Source organism: Amycolatopsis sp. CA-230715, assembly GCF_018736145.1.
Classification (GTDB): Bacteria; Actinomycetota; Actinomycetes; order Mycobacteriales; family Pseudonocardiaceae; genus Amycolatopsis.
In genome coordinates this window covers 160,644-177,499 of record NZ_CP059997.1, presented here as the reverse complement: position 1 = coordinate 177,499, position 16,856 = coordinate 160,644, and the positions used below count along the sequence as shown (strand labels likewise).

The following is a 16,856-nucleotide window of genomic DNA, read 5'->3' as shown; positions in this document are numbered from 1 at the left end:
AACTTTCACTCGACGGGCCGGTGTCGGGCCGGAGGCACCGTGCCGGATTCCCGTAGCCTGGCCGGGTGGTCGAACCCCTCTCCCAGCACGCTTCCCAGAACGAACCCGAACCCGACGAGCAGGCCGCGCCGCGCTCGGGCAGGCGCCGCAAGGCGAAGAAACAGCGCTCGTTCTGGGTCGAACTGCCGATCCTGATCGTGATCGCGCTCGTACTGGCGTTCGTGTTCCAGCAGTTCTTCGCGAAGGTCTACACCATCCCGTCGGGCTCGATGGAGAGCACGCTGCACGGCTGTACCGGCTGCTACGGCGACAAGATCCTGGTCGACAAGCTCGTCTACGACTTCACCGAGCCGACGCCCGGCGAGGTGGTCGTGTTCAAGGGCCCCGAACCGTGGGTGAAGAACGAGGCGCTGCCGGAGCCGTCGTCCAACGCGTTCGTCCGGTTCCTGCACACCGTGGGTTCGGCGTTCGGGCTCGCGCCGCCGGACGAGCGCGACTTCGTCAAGCGCGTGATCGCGACGGCTGGCCAGACCGTCCAGTGCTGCGACGCGAAGAACCGCGTGGTGGTGGACGGCAAGGCGCTCGACGAGCCGTACCTGCACTGGCAATCCCCGTCGCACCAGCAGCAGGACACGTTCCCGCCGATCACGGTGCCGCCGAATTCCTTGTTCGTGCTCGGGGACAACCGGAACAATTCGTGCGATTCGCGATGCCAGGGCGACAAGCGGCTGGGCGGCATGGTGCCGGTGGAGAACGTGATCGGAAAGGCGCGGATCATCGTGCTGCCGCCGAGCAGGTGGGGCGGGGTCAGTGATCACAATCCGCAGGAGAAGGCCCAGTCGACGACGGTGGCGGCTGGCCTGAGCGCGCCGTCGTGGCAGCAGGGAATTCCGATCGGGTTCGGCGCGATCGCGGCGTGGCCGGTGCTGGCAGGCGGGCGGAGGCTGTTTTCCGGGGTGCGCGACAAAGTCAAGTCGAAGCGGTGATTCACGGCGGGCCCGGCGTGCGCGCTCGTCTTGGTGCGGGGGTCGCGCCGGGCTCGTCGGTGTCCGTGCGAAGAGGTCAGGAGGCGAGCGCCTCGTTGATGCCGAGCAGGTCGTCCGCGGTCCTGGTCGGTGAGAACTCGACGAGCTCGTAGCGCGCCAGGTGCCGGAGCACGAGCGGGTCGGTGGCCAGGATGGCGCGGAGCTTGTCCTGGCCGAGCGGGCGGACGAGAATAACCCTCCCGGAATCCGTGGTACATTTTCCGGCAGCGACGAAAATCCCCCTTTCGAACTGCTTTCGTAACCAGATCATGTGTTCGGCGAGTGAGTAGTCGACTTCGATCTCCGGTTCGAGGTATTTCTGCAAGGCTATGTACATACCGTGATTCTAGACCCGGGGGGCCGGTCACGGAGTGCTCTTTTCCAGTGGCGCCGGACACCAATGCAAAGTAAAAGCCAAGAGAATGTTCATGAACTTTACCCCTCCTTTTTCGACCCGTGACGGAATCGAAAATTCCGGTGGCGCGGACGGCGCCGCGCCACCGGAGGCGGGTCAGGTCACGCGGCGGAGCCAGCCCCTGGTGTCCTCGATGCGGCCGTACTGAAGGTCGAGCAGGTGCTCGCGCAGGGCGAGCGTGGTCTTCCCCGGCTCGCCGTCGCCGATCACGGTTTCGCCCTCTTCGTCGCGGAAGCCGACGATCGGGGTGATCACCGCCGCGGTGCCGGTCGCGAACACCTCGGTGAACTCGCCCGCGCGCAGTTCCGCCAGATCGACGGACCGTTCGACGGGCGTCAGGCCGTGTTCCTCCGCGAGGGCGAGCACGCTGTCGCGCGTCACGCCTTCGAGGATGGTGCCGAGGCCGGGCGTGACCAGGCGGCGGTCCTCGGTGACCAGGCACAGGTTCATCGTGCCCGATTCCTCGAGCTTCGAACGGTGCGCGCTGTCCAGGTAGAGCACCTGGTCGCAGCCGTGCCGCTTCGCCTCCAGCTGGGCGGCCAGCCCACCGGCGTAGTTGCCGCCGCACTTGGCCGCGCCGGTGCCGCCCGCCGCCGCGCGCGTGTACGCGGTGCTGATCCACAGCGTCACCCCGGCGACGCCCGCCGGGAAGTAGGCACCGGCCGGGCTCGCGATCACCGCGTACCGGATCTCAGCCGCCGGGCGCACACCGAGGAACGCCTCGCTGGCGAACATGTACGGCCGCAGGTACAGGCTGCGCTCGTCGGAGCCGTCGGGAACCCAGGCCTCGTCGGCGCGCACGAGCTGCTCGACGCTGCGCAGGAACGCTTCCTCGGGCAGTTCGGGCAGGGCGAGCCTGCGCGCGGAGGCGGCGAACCGGCGCGCGTTCAGCTCCGGCCGGAACAACCGGACGCCGCCGTCGGCGTGCCGGTAGGCCTTGAGGCCCTCGAAGATCTCTTGCGCGTAGTGCAGCACGGCCGCGCTCGGGTGCAGGGAAAACGGCGCCAGCGCCGTCACCGCGCGGTCGTGCCAGCCCTGCTCGGGGGTCCAGGTGGCGGTCGCCATGTGGTCGGTGAACGTCCTGCCGAACCCGGGATCGGCCAGCGCGGCGGCGCGCTCGGCCGCCGGAAGGGCGTTTTCGGCGGGGCGAAGGGGAAAGTCGTGCATCGAAGTCCTCACTCGGATGGGCCGGTTCGTGCGGGGGCCTGCCGCGAGGATCTCGCCTGCCGCCGCCGCGATACCGGGGCGGCCGCCCGGCCAGTTCGTCGCCGGGCACCGCACCGAGTGGCCGGGTGCACCGGCCCGGCGGCGGATCGCCGCTCGCGCTCAGTCTCGCCGATCCGGGCCGCGGGGCAAAACCATTACCCGCGGCGATGTCCCCGCGCCCCTCGGTGTTGGATGATCCGGTGCACCGATATCGCGCTGTCGTCGTGTTCCTCGTGCTCGAGATCGCTGTTCTCGGTGCGGTCCTGCTGCTGCGCGGGTTCCCCGGCATGGACCTGGAGGTCTACCTCGGCGGGGCGCGCGCGCTCGCCGCCGACGGCGACCCGTACCTCGGGAAGGTCCTCACCTCGCAGGGCGTGCACCTGCCGTTCACCTACACCCCGTTCGCCGCGGCGGTGTTCCTGCTCGGCACCCTCACCCCGCTGAAGCTCACCCTGATCGCGATGAACGTCGCCTCGATCATCGGGCTCGGGATCGTGGTGTACCTGGTGCAGGTCGCCGATGGCAGGCGCCGTCGCACCGCGGCAGCCGTCGCGCTCGTGGCCCAGCTCGGCGCGGCGCTCATCGAACCGGTGCTGGCCACGCTCAACTACGGCCAGGGCAACGTCTTCCTGATGCTCGCGGTCGTCGCCGACGTGCTCGTGCCGTGGCGGCGGTGGCCGCGCGGGGTCCTGGTCGGGCTCGCCGCCGCGGTCAAGCTGACACCGCTGGTGTTCTGCCTGTTCTTCTTGCTGCGCAAGGACTTCCGCTCACTCGCGCGGACGCTCGGCACGTTCGCCGGTGCCGGGGCGGTGATGTGGCTGGTGGCGCCGGAGGCGTCGGCGAAGTACTGGCTGCACCTGATGTCGGACACCACGCGCATGGGCGATCTGTGGTTCGTCAGCAACCAGTCGCTGCGCGGCCTGCTCGCGCGCGCGGGCATGGGCCTGACCACCTCGACGACGCTCGTGTGGGCGGCGTTGGCCGTGTGCGCGCTGGTCCTCGCGACCGGGGCGATCACCGCCGCGCTGCGCGCGGGACGGCTCCCGCTGGCGCTGGTGAGCTGCGCGCAGCTGGGGCTGCTGGTTTCGCCGGTGTCGTGGACGCACCACTGGGTGTGGTGCGCGCCCGCGGTCGTCCTGCTCGCGTGGTCGGCGCGCACCCGCTGGACCACCGATCCGTTCGCGGCGAGGGTCCTCGCCGCGGTGTCCGCGCTCGCCACGATCCTGTTCCTCACCGGGCTGCCGTGGCTGAAGCCGTTCCCCGCGGGCTCGGTGTTCTCGTGGCTGGGCGCCGAAAGCTACGTCCTGTTCGGAACGCTCTTGCTCGCCACCGTGTGGTGGGCGTCCGCGCGCGAGAGCGCCGCGAAAGGACTCCGCGACGAGCCGCCCGGTGGCGGAGAGCGGCTCGTCGCGGAATCAGCGGGTTAGATCGGCGATCAGCGATGCGGAGCCGGGTGCGCCGATCCGGACAAACATCGGGGTGGTGCCCAGCGGCGCCGGGTACCCGTGCAGCGTCCTGCCGCCGAACACGAGCCGCTTCGCGGCCGGATCCCACCACAGCCCGGCGGGCAGCACCACGTCGCGGCTGGCGCCTTCGGTGATCTTCGGTGCGGCGAGCAGCGCGGGCCCGAGCATCCACTCGTCGTCGATCGTGTCGAAGCGGTGGTCGCCGGGGAAGTCGAAGAACACCGGCCGCATGATCGGGCTGCCGTCCGCGACCGCCTGCCGCACCTGGGTCTTCAGGTAGCCCGCCAGCTTCGCGTGCGTGCGCACGGCCTCGGCGTAGTACTTCGCGGTTTCCGCGGGGTAGGTCACCGGTTTGCCGGTGGTGGTGTCGATCGTGCTCACCGGTGAGGTGGAGGAGTACATCAGCGGCATCAGCGAGGCCGCCTGCGCCCAGCGCACCAGTACCTCCGGCGACGGCGGCGGGTTGCTGTTCGACCCACCGATCATGTCGGTCTCGACGAACGGGTAGCCGTTGCCGGAGATGGCCATCGAGCGGCGCAGCGACGTGCGCAGCCCGCCCCAGCTGGCGTCCGCGTCCACGGCCCTGATCACGAACCCGTAGCGCTGGTTGCCCCAGTGCGTGCGGATCCCGACGCCCTGCTGGTCGAACCCGTCCGCCATGTCCGCGCCGAGCTTCTGGTAGTCGCGCGGGGTGAGGCCGTTCGAGGTGGCGCAGCTGTCGTCGAAGAACCGGGTGTCGAACTTGAACCCGTCCACGCCGTACTTCGACATCAGGCAGTGGAGGTTGCCGGTGTACCAGTTCCGTGCCGCCTCGTTGGCGAGGTCGATGATGCCCGCGGTGCCGTTCCACCACTTGACGGTGCACGGCTTCGCCGGATCTTCCTTGCTGCGCACCAGATATCCGTGATCCCGCGCGTAGGCGTAGTTCGCGGAGTCGAGGTTGATCCAGAACGTGGTCCACAGCCCGAACTTCTGGCCCATCCCGTGGATCTTGTCCACCATGGACTTCGGGTCCGGGAAGGTCTTCGCGTCGAAGGTCAGGTTGCCGTAGTTCGACTCCCACTTGTCATCGAGCTGAATGGTGTGCCCGGTGACGCCGGCCGCCTTGAGATCGTCGGCCCACTTCAGCACCTTGTCCTGGTCGATGTCCCGGTAGTACTGCGCCCACGAATTCCACAGTGGACTGGCGAACTCGGCGTCGGTGGCGTCGCTCTTCTCCGGCTTGCCGACCTCGCCGACGTAGTCGTCGTACACCGCGCGGCGGCTGCTCTCGACGAACACGGTGCTCGAGTACTCGCGCGCCTTGGTGACGGTGAGATCCGCGCGCCCTCCGCCGAGGGCGACCTTCATCGGCTGGTCGGTCCGGACGTACACGCCGACCGATTTCGAGGTGTAGAAGTACGGCTCCTGCATCATGTAGCTGGCGGGGGAGAACTCCGGTTCGTCGACAGCGCCCGCCGACAACGGGTACGGCTGCTGCTTGCCCTCGCTCGTCTCGCCGCCGCCGTACCACTGGCCGGATGCGGCGAGGTCGAAGTGCGTCGCCCGGTCGCCATCCGGCTCGCCGTCGACCGACCAGCGGAGGTCGAACCGGTCGGCCTTCGGGGTCAGCCGCAGCGTGACGGTCTTGCCGGTGGTGCTGTCCGCCACCGCGACGAGAGCGCCGTCCCGGTGCGTGACCGAACGGACCCGGGTGGCCACGCCGCCGCCGAAGGTGAAGGCGTCCGGCGCGGTGCGCAGGAGGGGTTCGCCGCCGCGGGACGCGGTCACGCCGAGGCGGCCGATGTCGATGCGCAGCTGGTAACCGGGCGCGCCGAGGCTGCGGGGAACCGAGAATGCCACGGATCCCGGTGCCCGGGTGAGCCCGTCTTCCACCGCCTCGGCGGGCGTGACGGCGCTCGCGAGCACGAGGCTCGCGGTCGCACCGCACAGCAGGGGACGCCAGCGCATGGATGCCTCCAGATGCGTGAATGTGCGCGTTACTGCCACCAAAAAGTCAGGACTAAGCAGAACGCGTCAAGCCCGCGTTGTCAAGGCTGGGTTCGATGCCCTTGATGGCGTCAGAAGTAGCCGCCGCCCGCGTTGACGGTTTGCCCGGTGATCCAGCGCGCGTCGTCGGAGGCGAGGAACGAGACGATGCCGGCGATGTCGCCCGGTTCGGCGAGCCGCCCGAGCGGGGTGCGCTTGGCGACGGCGGCGAGTTCGCCCGGCGTCCGCAGCGAGTGGAGCGCGTCGGTGCTCACGGCGCCGGGCAGCACGCTGTTGACGGTGACCCGGCGCGCGCCGAGTTCCCCGGCCAGCACGCGGACCAGCGCGTCGCCCGCCGCCTTGCTCGCGCCGTACACCGCGGTCCCCGGCGAGTGCGTCGCGACGACCCCGCTGGAGACCACGACGATCCGGCCGCCGTCGCGCACCCGGGTGGCCGACTCCCGCAGCGTGCGGAAGGTGGTGAGCGCGTTGGTGGTGAACACCGTGTCGTAGTCCTCGTCGGTGAACTCCGCGACCGGCGCGAACTTGGCGATTCCGACATTGCTCACCACGACGTCGATACCGCCGTAGTGCCGTTCGGCGGCGTCGAAGACCTCGCGAAGCCGGTCGAGATGGGTGACGTCCGCACCGACGGCCGTGGCGCGCCCGCCCGACGCCTCGATCGCCGCGACGACTTCGCCCGCCGCCGCCGCGTCGGATCGGTAGTTGACGAGCACGTCCATCCCGTCCGCGCCGAGCCGTTCCGCGATCGCCCTCCCGATCCCGCGCGAACTGCCGGTCACGATCGCGACGCGCCTCGCCATGTGTTCCCTCCATGATCGTCCACTGTGGACCGCGCTGGTGCCGGGCCGTACCCGAATATAGGCGGGGTGAAATCGACGTGTGCCGCGACGGGCGTTTTCCCTGGTACCAGGGGGAAGTGCTGCGCTGAACGGGCGAGCCGGGCGGCGCGGCGCGCGTTCCGTCGATAACCTGCGAACGGCCACCCGATCCGAGATGACCACCGCACTGGGGGAGCGCATGCACAAGTTCCGCACGGCCGTGCTGGCCGCGGCGCTGGGGACGACGCTGGCGACGACGGTCGCACCGGCGGAGGCGACACCGAAGCCTTCGCTGTCGTTCGACGCCTGCCCCGGTGATCTCGCCACGCCGTACCCCGGTATGACCTGTGCGAGCGTGCAGGTCCCGCTGGACTACGCCGCACCGGAGAAGGGGCAGCTCACGCTGCTGGTCTCGAAGGTGCCCGCGCGGGACCCGGCGAAACGGCGCGGCGCGCTCTTCGTCAACCCCGGTGGCCCCGGCGCGGGTGCCGCCTCCTACGTCGGGAAGCTGACGAAACCGGACGGCAAGGGGGCGACCCGGCTGCCGCCGAGCGTGCTCGACTCGTACGACATCATCGGCATGGACCCGCGCGGCGTCGGGCACAGCTCGCCGTTCGCGTGCGTCGATCCCGGCTACTTCGGCGGCCCGCAACCGGATCCCGACGCCACGGCGGGCCAGGAAAAGCTGTGGCAGACGTGGACGAAGTTCGCCGCCGGGTGCCAGGCGAAGGCGGGCGCCGTGCTGCCGCACCTCGGCACGGTGAACGTCGCGAAGGACATGGACCTCGTCCGCGAGAAGATGGGCGAGCGCAAGCTGAGCTACCTCGGCTTCTCCTACGGCACCTACCTCGGCGCGGTCTACGGCGAGCTGTTCGGGCCGAAGATCGACCGGATGATCCTCGACGGCAACGTCAACCCGGAGCCAGAGGACCTGTGGTACCAGGCGGGGCTGACGCAGCCGCCCGCCGTGCAGAAGCGCGTGACCGACTGGCTCACCTGGGTGGCGAAGTACGACTCGGTGTTCCACCTCGGCGGCAGCGCGGCCGAGACCACGAAGGCGTGGAACGCCGCGCTCGAGGACTTCCGCGCACACCCGCACGGTTCCGTCGGCGTGAACGAACTACTGGGACTGGCGTTCAACGTGATGTTCGCGGAGGTCGGCTGGGAGGACCTCGGCCGCGCGCTGTCCGACTACGCGGTCAAGCACGACGACAGCGCGCTCGTCGGGATGGCTTCGCCGGACGCCACCGCCGCAGGGGTGCAGAAGACCTCGGCGTTCCAGTCGGTGATCTGCGCGGACTCCGCATGGCCGGCCGACCACGCCGTGTACGAACGGGACACCGCCGCGGTCGCGAAGAGCTCGCAGTTCGCCTGGTACAACACGTTCACCAGCGGTGCGGCGTGCGCGAGCTGGCCGGTGCCGCACGGGACGCGGGCACCGGTCACCGGCAAGGGCATGCCGAAGATCCTGATGTTCAACTCCGTCGGCGACCCGGCCACGCCGTACGCGGGCGCGGTGAAGCTGCACAAGGCGCTTCCCGGCTCCGTGCTGGTGACCGAGCGCGATTCGGGGAAGCACTGCGTGTTCGCAAACCCGATCGGGTACACCAACGACCGCGCGCAGCAGCTCGGCGCCGCGTACCTGACCACGGGCCAGCTCCCGCCGTCGGACACCACGATCGCCGGGCACCCGGTGCCGGGACCGTCGGGCACCGCGGCGGCCGAGCCGCAGCGCGCGCCCGCCTGAGGAACGGATTGAGCGCCTCTCCAGCCGGGTACCCGTGCCGGGGAGGTGTTGTCATGGCTTCGACCGTCGCGGACCAGCTGATCACCGAGCACCTGGTGGCGGGGGAGCCGGTGGCGGGCGAGGAGATCGCGCTGCGCGTCGACCAGACCCTCACCCAGGACGCCACCGGCACGCTCGTCATGCAGGAGCTCGAGGCGCTCGGGCTCGATCGCGCCCGCACCGAGCTGAGCGCGCAGTACGTCGACCACAACCTGCTGCAGGCCGACGAAAAGAACGCCGAGGACCACGAGTTCCTCCGCTCGGCCTGCCGCCGCTACGGCCTGTGGTTCTCCAAGGCGGGCAACGGGGTTTCGCACCCGACGCACATGCAGCGGTTCGGGGTGCCCGGCAAGACGATGATCGGCTCGGACTCCCACACCTGCGCCGCGGGTTCGCTCGGCATGCTCGCGATCGGCGTCGGCGGGCTCGAAGTCGCCATGGCCATCGCGGGGGAGCCGCTGTACCTGCGGATGCCGGAGATCTGGGGCGTCCGGTTGACCGGACGGCTCCCGGACTGGGTGTCGGCGAAGGACGTCGTGCTGGAAATGCTGCGGCGCCACGGCGTGAAGGGCGGGCTCAACCGGATCATCGAGTACCACGGGCCCGGTCTCGCCACGCTCACCGCGATGGACCGGCACGTGATCGCGAACATGGGCGCCGAGCTGGGCGCGACCGCGACCGTGTTCCCCGCCGACGACGCCGTGCGCGAATTCCTCGCCGCCGAAGGCAGGGAGGACGATTTCCGCGCACTGGCCGCGGACGAGAACGCCGCCTACGACCACGAGGACGAAATCGATCTGTCCACTGTGGAGCCTCTGGTCGCGCGACCGTCCGCTCCGGACAACGTGGTGCCGGTGCGCGAGGTCGCGGGAACTCCGATCAGCCAGGTCGTGCTCGGCTCCTCGGCGAACCCCGGGCTGCGCGACTTCGCGATCGCGGCCGCGATGGTGCGGGGAAGGCAGACCAGCGACGGCGTCAGCTTCGACGTCAACCCGTCGTCGCGCGAGATCTTCGCGGATCTCACGAAGATGGGCGCCACCACGGATCTTGTGACGGCGGGCGCGCGGATCCACCAGTCGGGATGCATGGGCTGCATCGGAATGGGGCAGGCGCCCGCGAAGGGACGGAACTCGCTGCGCACCTTCCCGCGCAACTTCCCCGGCCGGTCGGGGACCAAGGAGGACTCGGTGTGGCTGTGCTCGCCGGAGACGGCGGCGGCCTCTGCGTTGACGGGCGTCCTGACCGATCCGCGCGACTTCGCCGCCGAGGCCGGGCTCGCGTACCCGGTGCTCGCGTTGCCCGCCGAGGCGACGGTGAACACCAAGATGCTGATGCCGCCGCTGCCGCCGGAACGGGCTCGCGACGAGGAATTGGTGAAGGGCCCCAACATCTCCTCGCTGCCGGACTTCCCGGCACTGCCCGGCCGGATCGAGGCGCCGGTGCTGCTCAAGCTCGGCGACAACGTCTCCACCGACGAGATCTCGCCCGCGGGCGCGAGGGCGCTGCCGTTCCGGTCGAACGTGCCGAAGCTCGCCGAGTTCACCTTCACCCCGGTCGACGAGGACTACCCGGCGAAGGCGCGCGAGATCGCGGACGGGTCGGGGCATTTCATCGTCGCGGGGGAGAACTACGGCCAGGGCTCGTCACGCGAACACGCCGCGATCACCACGCGCCACCTCGGCCTCCGCGCGGTGGTGGCGAAGTCGTTCGCGCGCATCCACTGGCAGAACCTCGCGAACTTCGGCGTGCTGGCGCTCGAGTTCACCGAGCACGAAGACTACGACCGTATCGACGACGGCGACACCCTCGTGCTGGAAGACCTGCGGGACCTCGGTTCCCGCACGGAGATCACCCTCCGCGACACCACGAAGGGCGAGGAGTACCGCCTGCGCCATCGCCTTTCGGAACGCCAGGTGGAAGCGGTGCTCGCGGGCGGCCGGATCCCGCTGCTCGCCCGGTCCTGAGGCCTGGTGGCGGGCTCCGGCGGCGCCGGGGCAAGATGGCCGTCGTGACGGAGCCGGTTCGGGGAGCGCTGCTGGAGGCGACGCTCGAGCGGATCACCTTCGCCAACGAGGAGACCGGCTACACCGTCGCGCGCGTGGACACCGGCCGCGGCGGCGACCTGGTGACGGTGGTCGGCTCGCTGCTCGGCGCGCAGCCGGGCGAGGCGCTGAAGATGCGCGGCCGCTGGGGTTCACATCCGCAGTACGGCAAGCAGTTCCACGTCGAGGACTACACCACCGTGCTGCCCGCGACGGTGCAGGGCGTCCGCCGCTACCTCGGCTCGGGACTGATCAAGGGCATCGGGCCGAAGCTCGCGGAACGGATCGTGGACTTCTTCGGCGTCGACGCGCTCGACGTCATCGAGCAGACCCCCGACCGGCTCATCGAGGTGCCGAACCTCGGGCCGAAGCGGACGAAGCTGATCGCCGCGGCGTGGGAGGAGCAGAAGGCCATCAAGGAGGTGATGGTCTTCCTGCAGGGCGTCGGTGTGTCGACGTCGCTCGCCGTGCGGATCTACAAGCAGTACGCCGACACCGCGATCGAAATCGTGCGCACCGAGCCGTACCGGCTCGCCGGTGACGTGTGGGGCATCGGGTTCAAGACCGCCGACACCATCGCGAAGGCCGTCGGCATCCCGCACGACAGCCCACAGCGGATCAAAGCGGGCCTTCAGTTCACGCTGTCCGAGGCCACCGGCAACGGGCACTGCTTCCTGCCGGACACCGAGCTGATCGCCGAGGCGATCAAGATTCTCATCGTCGACGCCGGGCTGGTGATCGACTGCCTCGCCGAACTCGTCGACGAGGAGGGTGTCGTCGCCGACCGGATCCCCGGCGGGGACGGGGAGGATGTGCGCGCGATCTACCTGGTTCCCTTCCACCGCGCCGAAATCGCGCTCGCGAACCAGCTCACGCGCCTGCTGCGCACCTCGGCGGACCGGATGCCCGCGTTCGCCGAGGTCGACTGGACGAAGGCGCTCGCCTGGCTCGCGAAGACCACCGGCGCCGAGCTGGCGCCCGAGCAGGAGGCCGCGGTCAAGCTCGCGCTGACCGAACGCGTGTCCGTGCTGACCGGCGGTCCCGGCTGCGGCAAGAGCTTCACGGTCCGGTCCATTGTGGAGCTGGCGAAGGCGAAGCGGGCGAAGGTGGTGCTCGCCGCGCCGACCGGGCGCGCGGCGAAGCGGCTCACCGAGCTGACCGGGCACGAGGCGGCGACCGTGCACCGGCTGCTGGAGCTGAAACCGGGCGGGGACGCCGCCTACGACAAGGACCGGCCGCTCGAAGCGGATCTCGTGGTGGTCGACGAAGCGTCCATGCTGGACCTGCTGCTGGCGAACAAGCTCGCAAAGGCGATCGCCCCCGGCACGCACGTGCTGCTCGTCGGCGACGTCGACCAGCTTCCGTCGGTCGGGGCCGGTGAGGTGCTGCGCGATCTGCTCGCGACCGGGACGCCGATCCCGCACGTGCGGCTGAACCGGATCTTCCGGCAGGCCACCGAATCCGGCGTGGTGACGAACGCGCACCGGATCAACGCCGGTGACTACCCGCGGGTCCAGGGGCTGGACGACTTCTTCCTGTTCAGCGTCGACGACGCCGAGGACGCGGCGAAGCTGACGGTGGACGTGGTGGCGCGGCGGATCCCGGCCAAGTTCGGCCTGAACCCGCGCCGCGACGTCCAGGTGCTGGCGCCGATGCACCGGGGCGCGGCGGGGGCGGGGGCGCTCAACCTCGGGCTGCAGGAAGCGCTGACGCCTTCGCGCGACGGCGTGCCGGAACGCCGTTTCGGCGGGCGCGTGTTCCGGCCAGGCGACAAGGTCACGCAGATGCGCAACAACTACGACAAGGGCGCGAACGGGGTGTTCAACGGCACCCAGGGCGTGGTCGTCGATGTCCGGCTGGAAGAGCAGAAACTGGTGGTGCGCACGGATGACGACGAGGATGTCGACTACGAGTTCGCGGAACTGGACGAGCTGACGCACGCGTACGCGGTGAGCATCCACCGTTCGCAGGGCAGCGAATACCCGTGCGTGGTGATCCCGGTGACCACGAGCGCGTGGATGATGTTGCAGCGCAACCTGCTCTACACCGCGGTCACGCGTGCGAAGCGGCTCGTGGTGCTCGTCGGGTCGAAGAAGGCGATCGGGCAGGCGGTGCGGACCGTCGGCGCGGGACGCCGCCACACCGCACTGGACTTCCGGCTGAAGGACTAGTGCTTTACCCGGCGCGGCAGGTCCTGAGGTAGCTGAGGAACGAGGCCTGCAGGCCGGTCACGTGCGTTTCGCGCAGGATCGCGCTGGTGACGGTTTCGCCGCGCGAGGTGAGGTTGTGCAGGACGGTGGCCGTGTGCTTCGTGATGTTCTGGTAGATGGGCAGGTTTCCGAGCAGCTCTTGCTCGTTGAAGGTCACGTGAAGCTTCGCGGAGGGCTTGCTGTCGCCCAGTTCCCGGAGTTGGGCGAAGATCTGACTGTCCACACTGGCGACGCCGGGGCTGCCCGCGCCGATGCTCTCGAAGAGCGTGTTGCCGGTGAGCCAGGCATAGAGGGTGAAAAGTCCGCCGTAGGAGTAGCCGAAGAGGCCGTGACCGCTCGCGGCCGTGCCGTAGTCGCGTTCGATCCGCGGGTGCAGTTCCGCGGTGAGGAAGTCCAGGAACGCGTCGGCGCGGGTGTCGCGTAATTCGGCGAGGTAGGCGTCGGCTTCCTCGCGTGTCATCGCGCCCGTTCGCACTCCCATTTCCACGGCATCGATGAACTCCTCGGCGACGGGCTCGCCGGGTGGCACGAGGTCTCGGTTGCGCAGCCGCGCCCAGTGCTGAGCTTGTTCGCCCGCGTAGCCGACGCTGACTTGGACGTAGGGCTGGATCCGCTGCATGGGGTCCCGCTGGGTCACGATGAGCGGCGCCGTCATGCCCACGGTCCAATTGCCGTCGAGCACGTACACGACAGGCGCTCGCGTCGTGGCGGGGTCGTAGCCCGGTGGCGTGGTGACCCAGACGCCGTAGTCGTGTCCACCGCTGGAACGCGGTTCGAAGTAGTCGGTGTCGGCGAGGCAGCCGTTCCACATGGTGCTCATCGGAGATCCTTCACAACACGTCCGGCTTGGACGGCGACAACGGAGTTGGCTGTCTTTTCCAATGGATAAACTGCGGGAGTGATCTTGTCAAGCACGGAAGGCAAGGGCGACGCGCGCGAGCGTCTGCTGGCTCGGCTTCTCGACGCCTTCGGCGAGGCCCTTCCCGCACCGGAGGTGTCGCTGCGCGAGATCGCCGCCCGGACCGAGACCAGCCACGCCCTCCTGCGCTATCACTTCGGGTCGCTCCCTGGCGTCTTGGCGGCCATGCTCAAGGCGCAGCGATCCCGGGACAACGAAGCGCTTTTCGAGGCCGCGCACCAGGGCACCTTCGACGACCTCGTGGCGGCGATCTGGCGGACCTACACCCGCCCGGAGCAGCTGTCGCGGGTTCGCGGCTTCTTCCACGTCGTGGGACTGGCCGCGTACCGCCCGGAGGACTTCCGCGAGTTCATCGACTCGCTCGACGACCTGACCAGGATGCTGGCCTCGCTCGCGGAACGCGAAGGGCTCGGCGCCGAGGAAGCGCTGACCACGGCCACCGTCACCGTTGCCGCGATTCGCGGCCTGCTCCTGCGGGAAGTGCTGACTCCGGGAGCCCGCTCGGAGGACGCGGTCGCCCTGATCCTGCGCATGAGCAAGGGCTAGTCGTTCACCGCATGTCGCGCAGCGCCTCGTCGGCGGCGATGATCTCGGGGAAGTACTGCCGGTGCACTTTGTACGTGCGGTCCAGCTCGATCTTGTGGTACATCCCGGTCGGTTCGCCGAATCGGTGGTCGCGGGGGAGTCGTCGCGCCTCGCCGCGTCCCACGATCAGGATCGCGCGGTCGGTGGCCACGAACGTCCACACGCGCGCGGTGAAGATCCATGAACCGGTCTGCGCGATGAACCCGGTCTGGATCCGTTCGCCGGGCTCCAGGTGCGGTGCGGCCCGGTCGGCGATCAGTGCGATGCGGCGTTCTCGGTAGCCCACGTTTTTCCTCCGAAGCCGGACTTGTCGGCATCGTAGGGCGGGGACCTCCGGGGAGGGCAGCCGCTGGCCGGTTCAGGACGTTCCGGTGGCCTGGCGGTCCCACAGCGCGTCGCAAAGCTCCTGCACTCCGGTTCGGAGGTGGCGTCGGTAGGTGCCGTACGGAAGCCCGAGCCGGGCCGCCGCGGCTTCTTGCGTGGTGCGGCGGTCGAAGTAGGTGGCCCGCACGACGCGCTGGTGCTTGACGGACCGGGGATCCTCGCGGAGCGCGTCGACGGCGTCGGTGACGGTCGCGCGCAGGGCGTCGCCGTACAACCGGGTCAGCGGGTTCGCGGCGATCGCGCCGTCGTCGTGCCAGTCGAGCAGCGCCTGCTTGACGGCCTCGTCGAACCCCCGCCGCGGCATCGCCGGTGGCGCGCCGGAGCCCTGACTCGTCCAGCCGAACGCGGCGCTGATCCGGTCGAGCCATTCCGTCAGCGGGAGCCCCCGCCAGTCGTGCACGACGACGCCCCACCGCTGGTCCCCGAGCTCCGGCACCGCACGGGCCAGCCGGTAACCGAACAGCTCGAGCCCGGGGGCGAGGACGTCGATGTAGGTGGCCACCACGAAACTGGCGACGAGACCGCCCTGTTCCCGCAGGTTCGCGGAGGTGATGTGCGCGGTGTGCAGGTGCACCCCGGTCGCTTCGTACAGGCGGGTTTCGTCGGACGGCGTCGGCACCATGAACCGGGCGACCACGACGTACTGGCCGGGCGCCATCCGCTCGGTGCGGTCGAGGTGCTCGCGCACGGGCGCCAGCGCGGGATCGCGCGCCCAGTCGTCGAAGTCCGGGCCGAGGCGCAGCCCGGCGAAGAAGCCCACCGGGGCCAGGTCGTCCGCGCGGCAGTAGACGGAGAACGCCCCGGGTTGCCGATCGAGCCAGTAGGCCACCAGCCGCGCGCCGCGCTCGCCCTGATCGTCGCGTGCCAGGCGAAGCACCTCCGCCCGCAGATCCGGCGTGTACTGCCGTTCGAACAGGTTCTCGGTCGGCGGAGGTTCGAACGGGTTGCTGAGGCCGTGCGCGCCGTACCGGTAGAGGTAGAGGCGCTCGGCGGCCACCGCCGTCGCGGTGTCCTCCGAAGCGGTCGTCACCCGCTCGCTCAGATGCCGCCACAGGCGCACGTGCAACTCGGCGTAGGCGGTGGGATCGCGCCAGCGGAACGAGGCGTCGAGTGCCTCGCGGACCTGTTCGTGCGCGACCAGACCGTGTTTTCCCGTTTCCACGTAAGGCAATTCGGCGAGCCAGCCGAACACGGCGAGCGCGTCCCGCTCGTCGAGACCGGTCCGCAGCAGATCGGCCGTGACGTGCCGGACGTGGCCGCACACGCGCAGCCCGTACTCGTGCGCCGCCGACGGCACCCGGTCGATCACGCGCGCCAGCAGGGTCTCGATGACGTCCGGGCCCGGCTCCCACGTCGCGTCGTCGCCGAGCGCGACCTCGGCCGCGAGGCACAGCGCCAGCGGATGCCCGCCGGCGAACCGGTTCACCGCCGCGTGCAGGGAATCCGGTACGCCCCGGTCGTCGAGCAGGTGTGTCGCTTCCCAGGGGGTCAACGGCCGCAGCGCGATCGCCCGCGTGACGCGGCGCCAGCCGGGATCGAGCGTCCACTGTGGATCAGGACGCCGCCGCCCCGCCACCACCACGACCGCGTCCTCCGGCACCGTGGGCAGGAAATCCTCCCGCAGCCAGGTTTCCAGGACCTGGCAATGCTCGAACCCGTCGACCAGCAGTACCGGCTGGTCGGCGTCCCACACCGGCGCCGCCGCTTCGGCGAACGCCGTGGCCGACGACCCGGCGTACTCCCCGTGCACCCACACCGCGGTGCGGCCGAGTTCCTCGGCGTCGTCGGCCAGCCGCCGCAGCAACGCCGACTTCCCGATCCCGCCGGGACCGTGCAGCAGCACCAGGCGCGGGTCGTCGGGACCACCGCGCAGCGCCGAGGAGAAAGTGCGGCGCTCCGGCACTCTGCCGACGAAACCCTGGCGGCGGAGCCGCCGCACCCGGTCGGCCATCGACCGGGGCCGGGCGGCGCCCGCCCGCCGGGTGGGCTCGTTCATGACGGCGATCCT

Annotated in this window: 13 protein-coding genes; 6 read left to right on the top strand and 7 right to left on the bottom strand. The window is 70.0% G+C overall.

Going from position 1 to position 16,856, the window contains the following annotated elements; translation table 11 throughout:
• Positions 1–65 precede the first annotated feature (65 nt).
• Positions 66–986 carry a signal peptidase I gene (lepB, locus tag HUW46_RS00805; RefSeq protein WP_215545420.1) on the top strand — a complete coding sequence of 307 codons (921 nt, stop codon included), beginning with the start codon at positions 66–68 and terminating at the stop codon, positions 984–986.
• A gap of 76 nt (positions 987–1,062) precedes the next feature.
• On the opposite strand, the gene HUW46_RS00800 is transcribed toward lepB, so the two are convergent.
• A complete protein-coding gene (locus HUW46_RS00800) occupies positions 1,063–1,362 on the bottom strand; it encodes a YciI family protein (RefSeq protein WP_215545419.1) in 300 nt (99 codons plus the stop codon).
• 174 nt (positions 1,363–1,536) lie between these two features.
• Positions 1,537–2,607: a branched-chain amino acid aminotransferase gene (locus HUW46_RS00795; protein ID WP_215545418.1), complete on the bottom strand. Its 1,071-nt coding sequence runs from the start codon at positions 2,605–2,607 to the stop codon at positions 1,537–1,539.
• Between the two features lie 239 nt (positions 2,608–2,846).
• On the opposite strand from HUW46_RS00795, the gene HUW46_RS00790 reads away from it, so the two are divergent.
• Complete coding sequence (locus HUW46_RS00790) at positions 2,847–4,073, top strand: glycosyltransferase 87 family protein (protein WP_215545417.1); 1,227 nt, start codon at positions 2,847–2,849, stop codon at positions 4,071–4,073.
• Here the strand turns inward: HUW46_RS00790 and HUW46_RS00785 are convergent.
• Positions 4,062–6,062, bottom strand: a complete 2,001-nt coding sequence (locus HUW46_RS00785) for a glycoside hydrolase family 31 protein (protein ID WP_215545416.1) — start codon at positions 6,060–6,062, stop codon at positions 4,062–4,064. The two genes, HUW46_RS00790 and HUW46_RS00785, sit on opposite strands and share 12 nt — an antisense overlap.
• Positions 6,063–6,172: 110 nt before the next feature.
• Positions 6,173–6,904 (bottom strand): SDR family oxidoreductase, encoded by a 732-nt coding sequence (locus tag HUW46_RS00780; protein ID WP_215545415.1) that lies wholly within the window; start codon positions 6,902–6,904, stop codon positions 6,173–6,175.
• A gap of 193 nt (positions 6,905–7,097) precedes the next feature.
• Between HUW46_RS00780 and HUW46_RS00775 the strand changes: the two genes are divergently transcribed.
• The 3 genes from HUW46_RS00775 to recD2 are packed head-to-tail and all read left to right on the top strand — an operon-like array spanning position 7,098 to position 12,921.
• A complete protein-coding gene (locus HUW46_RS00775) occupies positions 7,098–8,669 on the top strand; it encodes an alpha/beta hydrolase (RefSeq protein WP_215545414.1) in 1,572 nt (523 codons plus the stop codon).
• A 53-nt stretch (positions 8,670–8,722) separates the two neighbouring features.
• The gene (locus HUW46_RS00770) at positions 8,723–10,672 is read left to right on the top strand and encodes an aconitate hydratase (protein WP_215545413.1); all 1,950 of its coding nucleotides are present in this window, start codon (positions 8,723–8,725) and stop codon (positions 10,670–10,672) included.
• A 44-nt stretch (positions 10,673–10,716) separates the two neighbouring features.
• Complete coding sequence (gene recD2 / locus HUW46_RS00765; protein WP_254125669.1) at positions 10,717–12,921, top strand: SF1B family DNA helicase RecD2; 2,205 nt, start codon at positions 10,717–10,719, stop codon at positions 12,919–12,921.
• Between the two features lie 4 nt (positions 12,922–12,925).
• On the opposite strand, the gene HUW46_RS00760 is transcribed toward recD2, so the two are convergent.
• Positions 12,926–13,780 (bottom strand): alpha/beta hydrolase, encoded by an 855-nt coding sequence (locus HUW46_RS00760; protein WP_215545411.1) that lies wholly within the window; start codon positions 13,778–13,780, stop codon positions 12,926–12,928.
• A 78-nt stretch (positions 13,781–13,858) separates the two neighbouring features.
• On the opposite strand from HUW46_RS00760, the gene HUW46_RS00755 reads away from it, so the two are divergent.
• On the top strand, positions 13,859–14,425 hold the full coding sequence (locus HUW46_RS00755; RefSeq protein ID WP_215545410.1) for a TetR/AcrR family transcriptional regulator: 567 nt from the start codon (positions 13,859–13,861) through the stop codon (positions 14,423–14,425).
• Positions 14,426–14,429: 4 nt separating this feature from the next.
• On the opposite strand, the gene HUW46_RS00750 is transcribed toward HUW46_RS00755, so the two are convergent.
• Positions 14,430–14,750 (bottom strand): hypothetical protein, encoded by a 321-nt coding sequence (locus tag HUW46_RS00750; RefSeq protein WP_215545409.1) that lies wholly within the window; start codon positions 14,748–14,750, stop codon positions 14,430–14,432.
• A gap of 72 nt (positions 14,751–14,822) precedes the next feature.
• On the bottom strand, positions 14,823–16,844 hold the full coding sequence (locus HUW46_RS00745; protein ID WP_215545408.1) for an ATP-binding protein: 2,022 nt from the start codon (positions 16,842–16,844) through the stop codon (positions 14,823–14,825).
• Between the last annotated feature and the right edge of the window lie 12 nt (positions 16,845–16,856).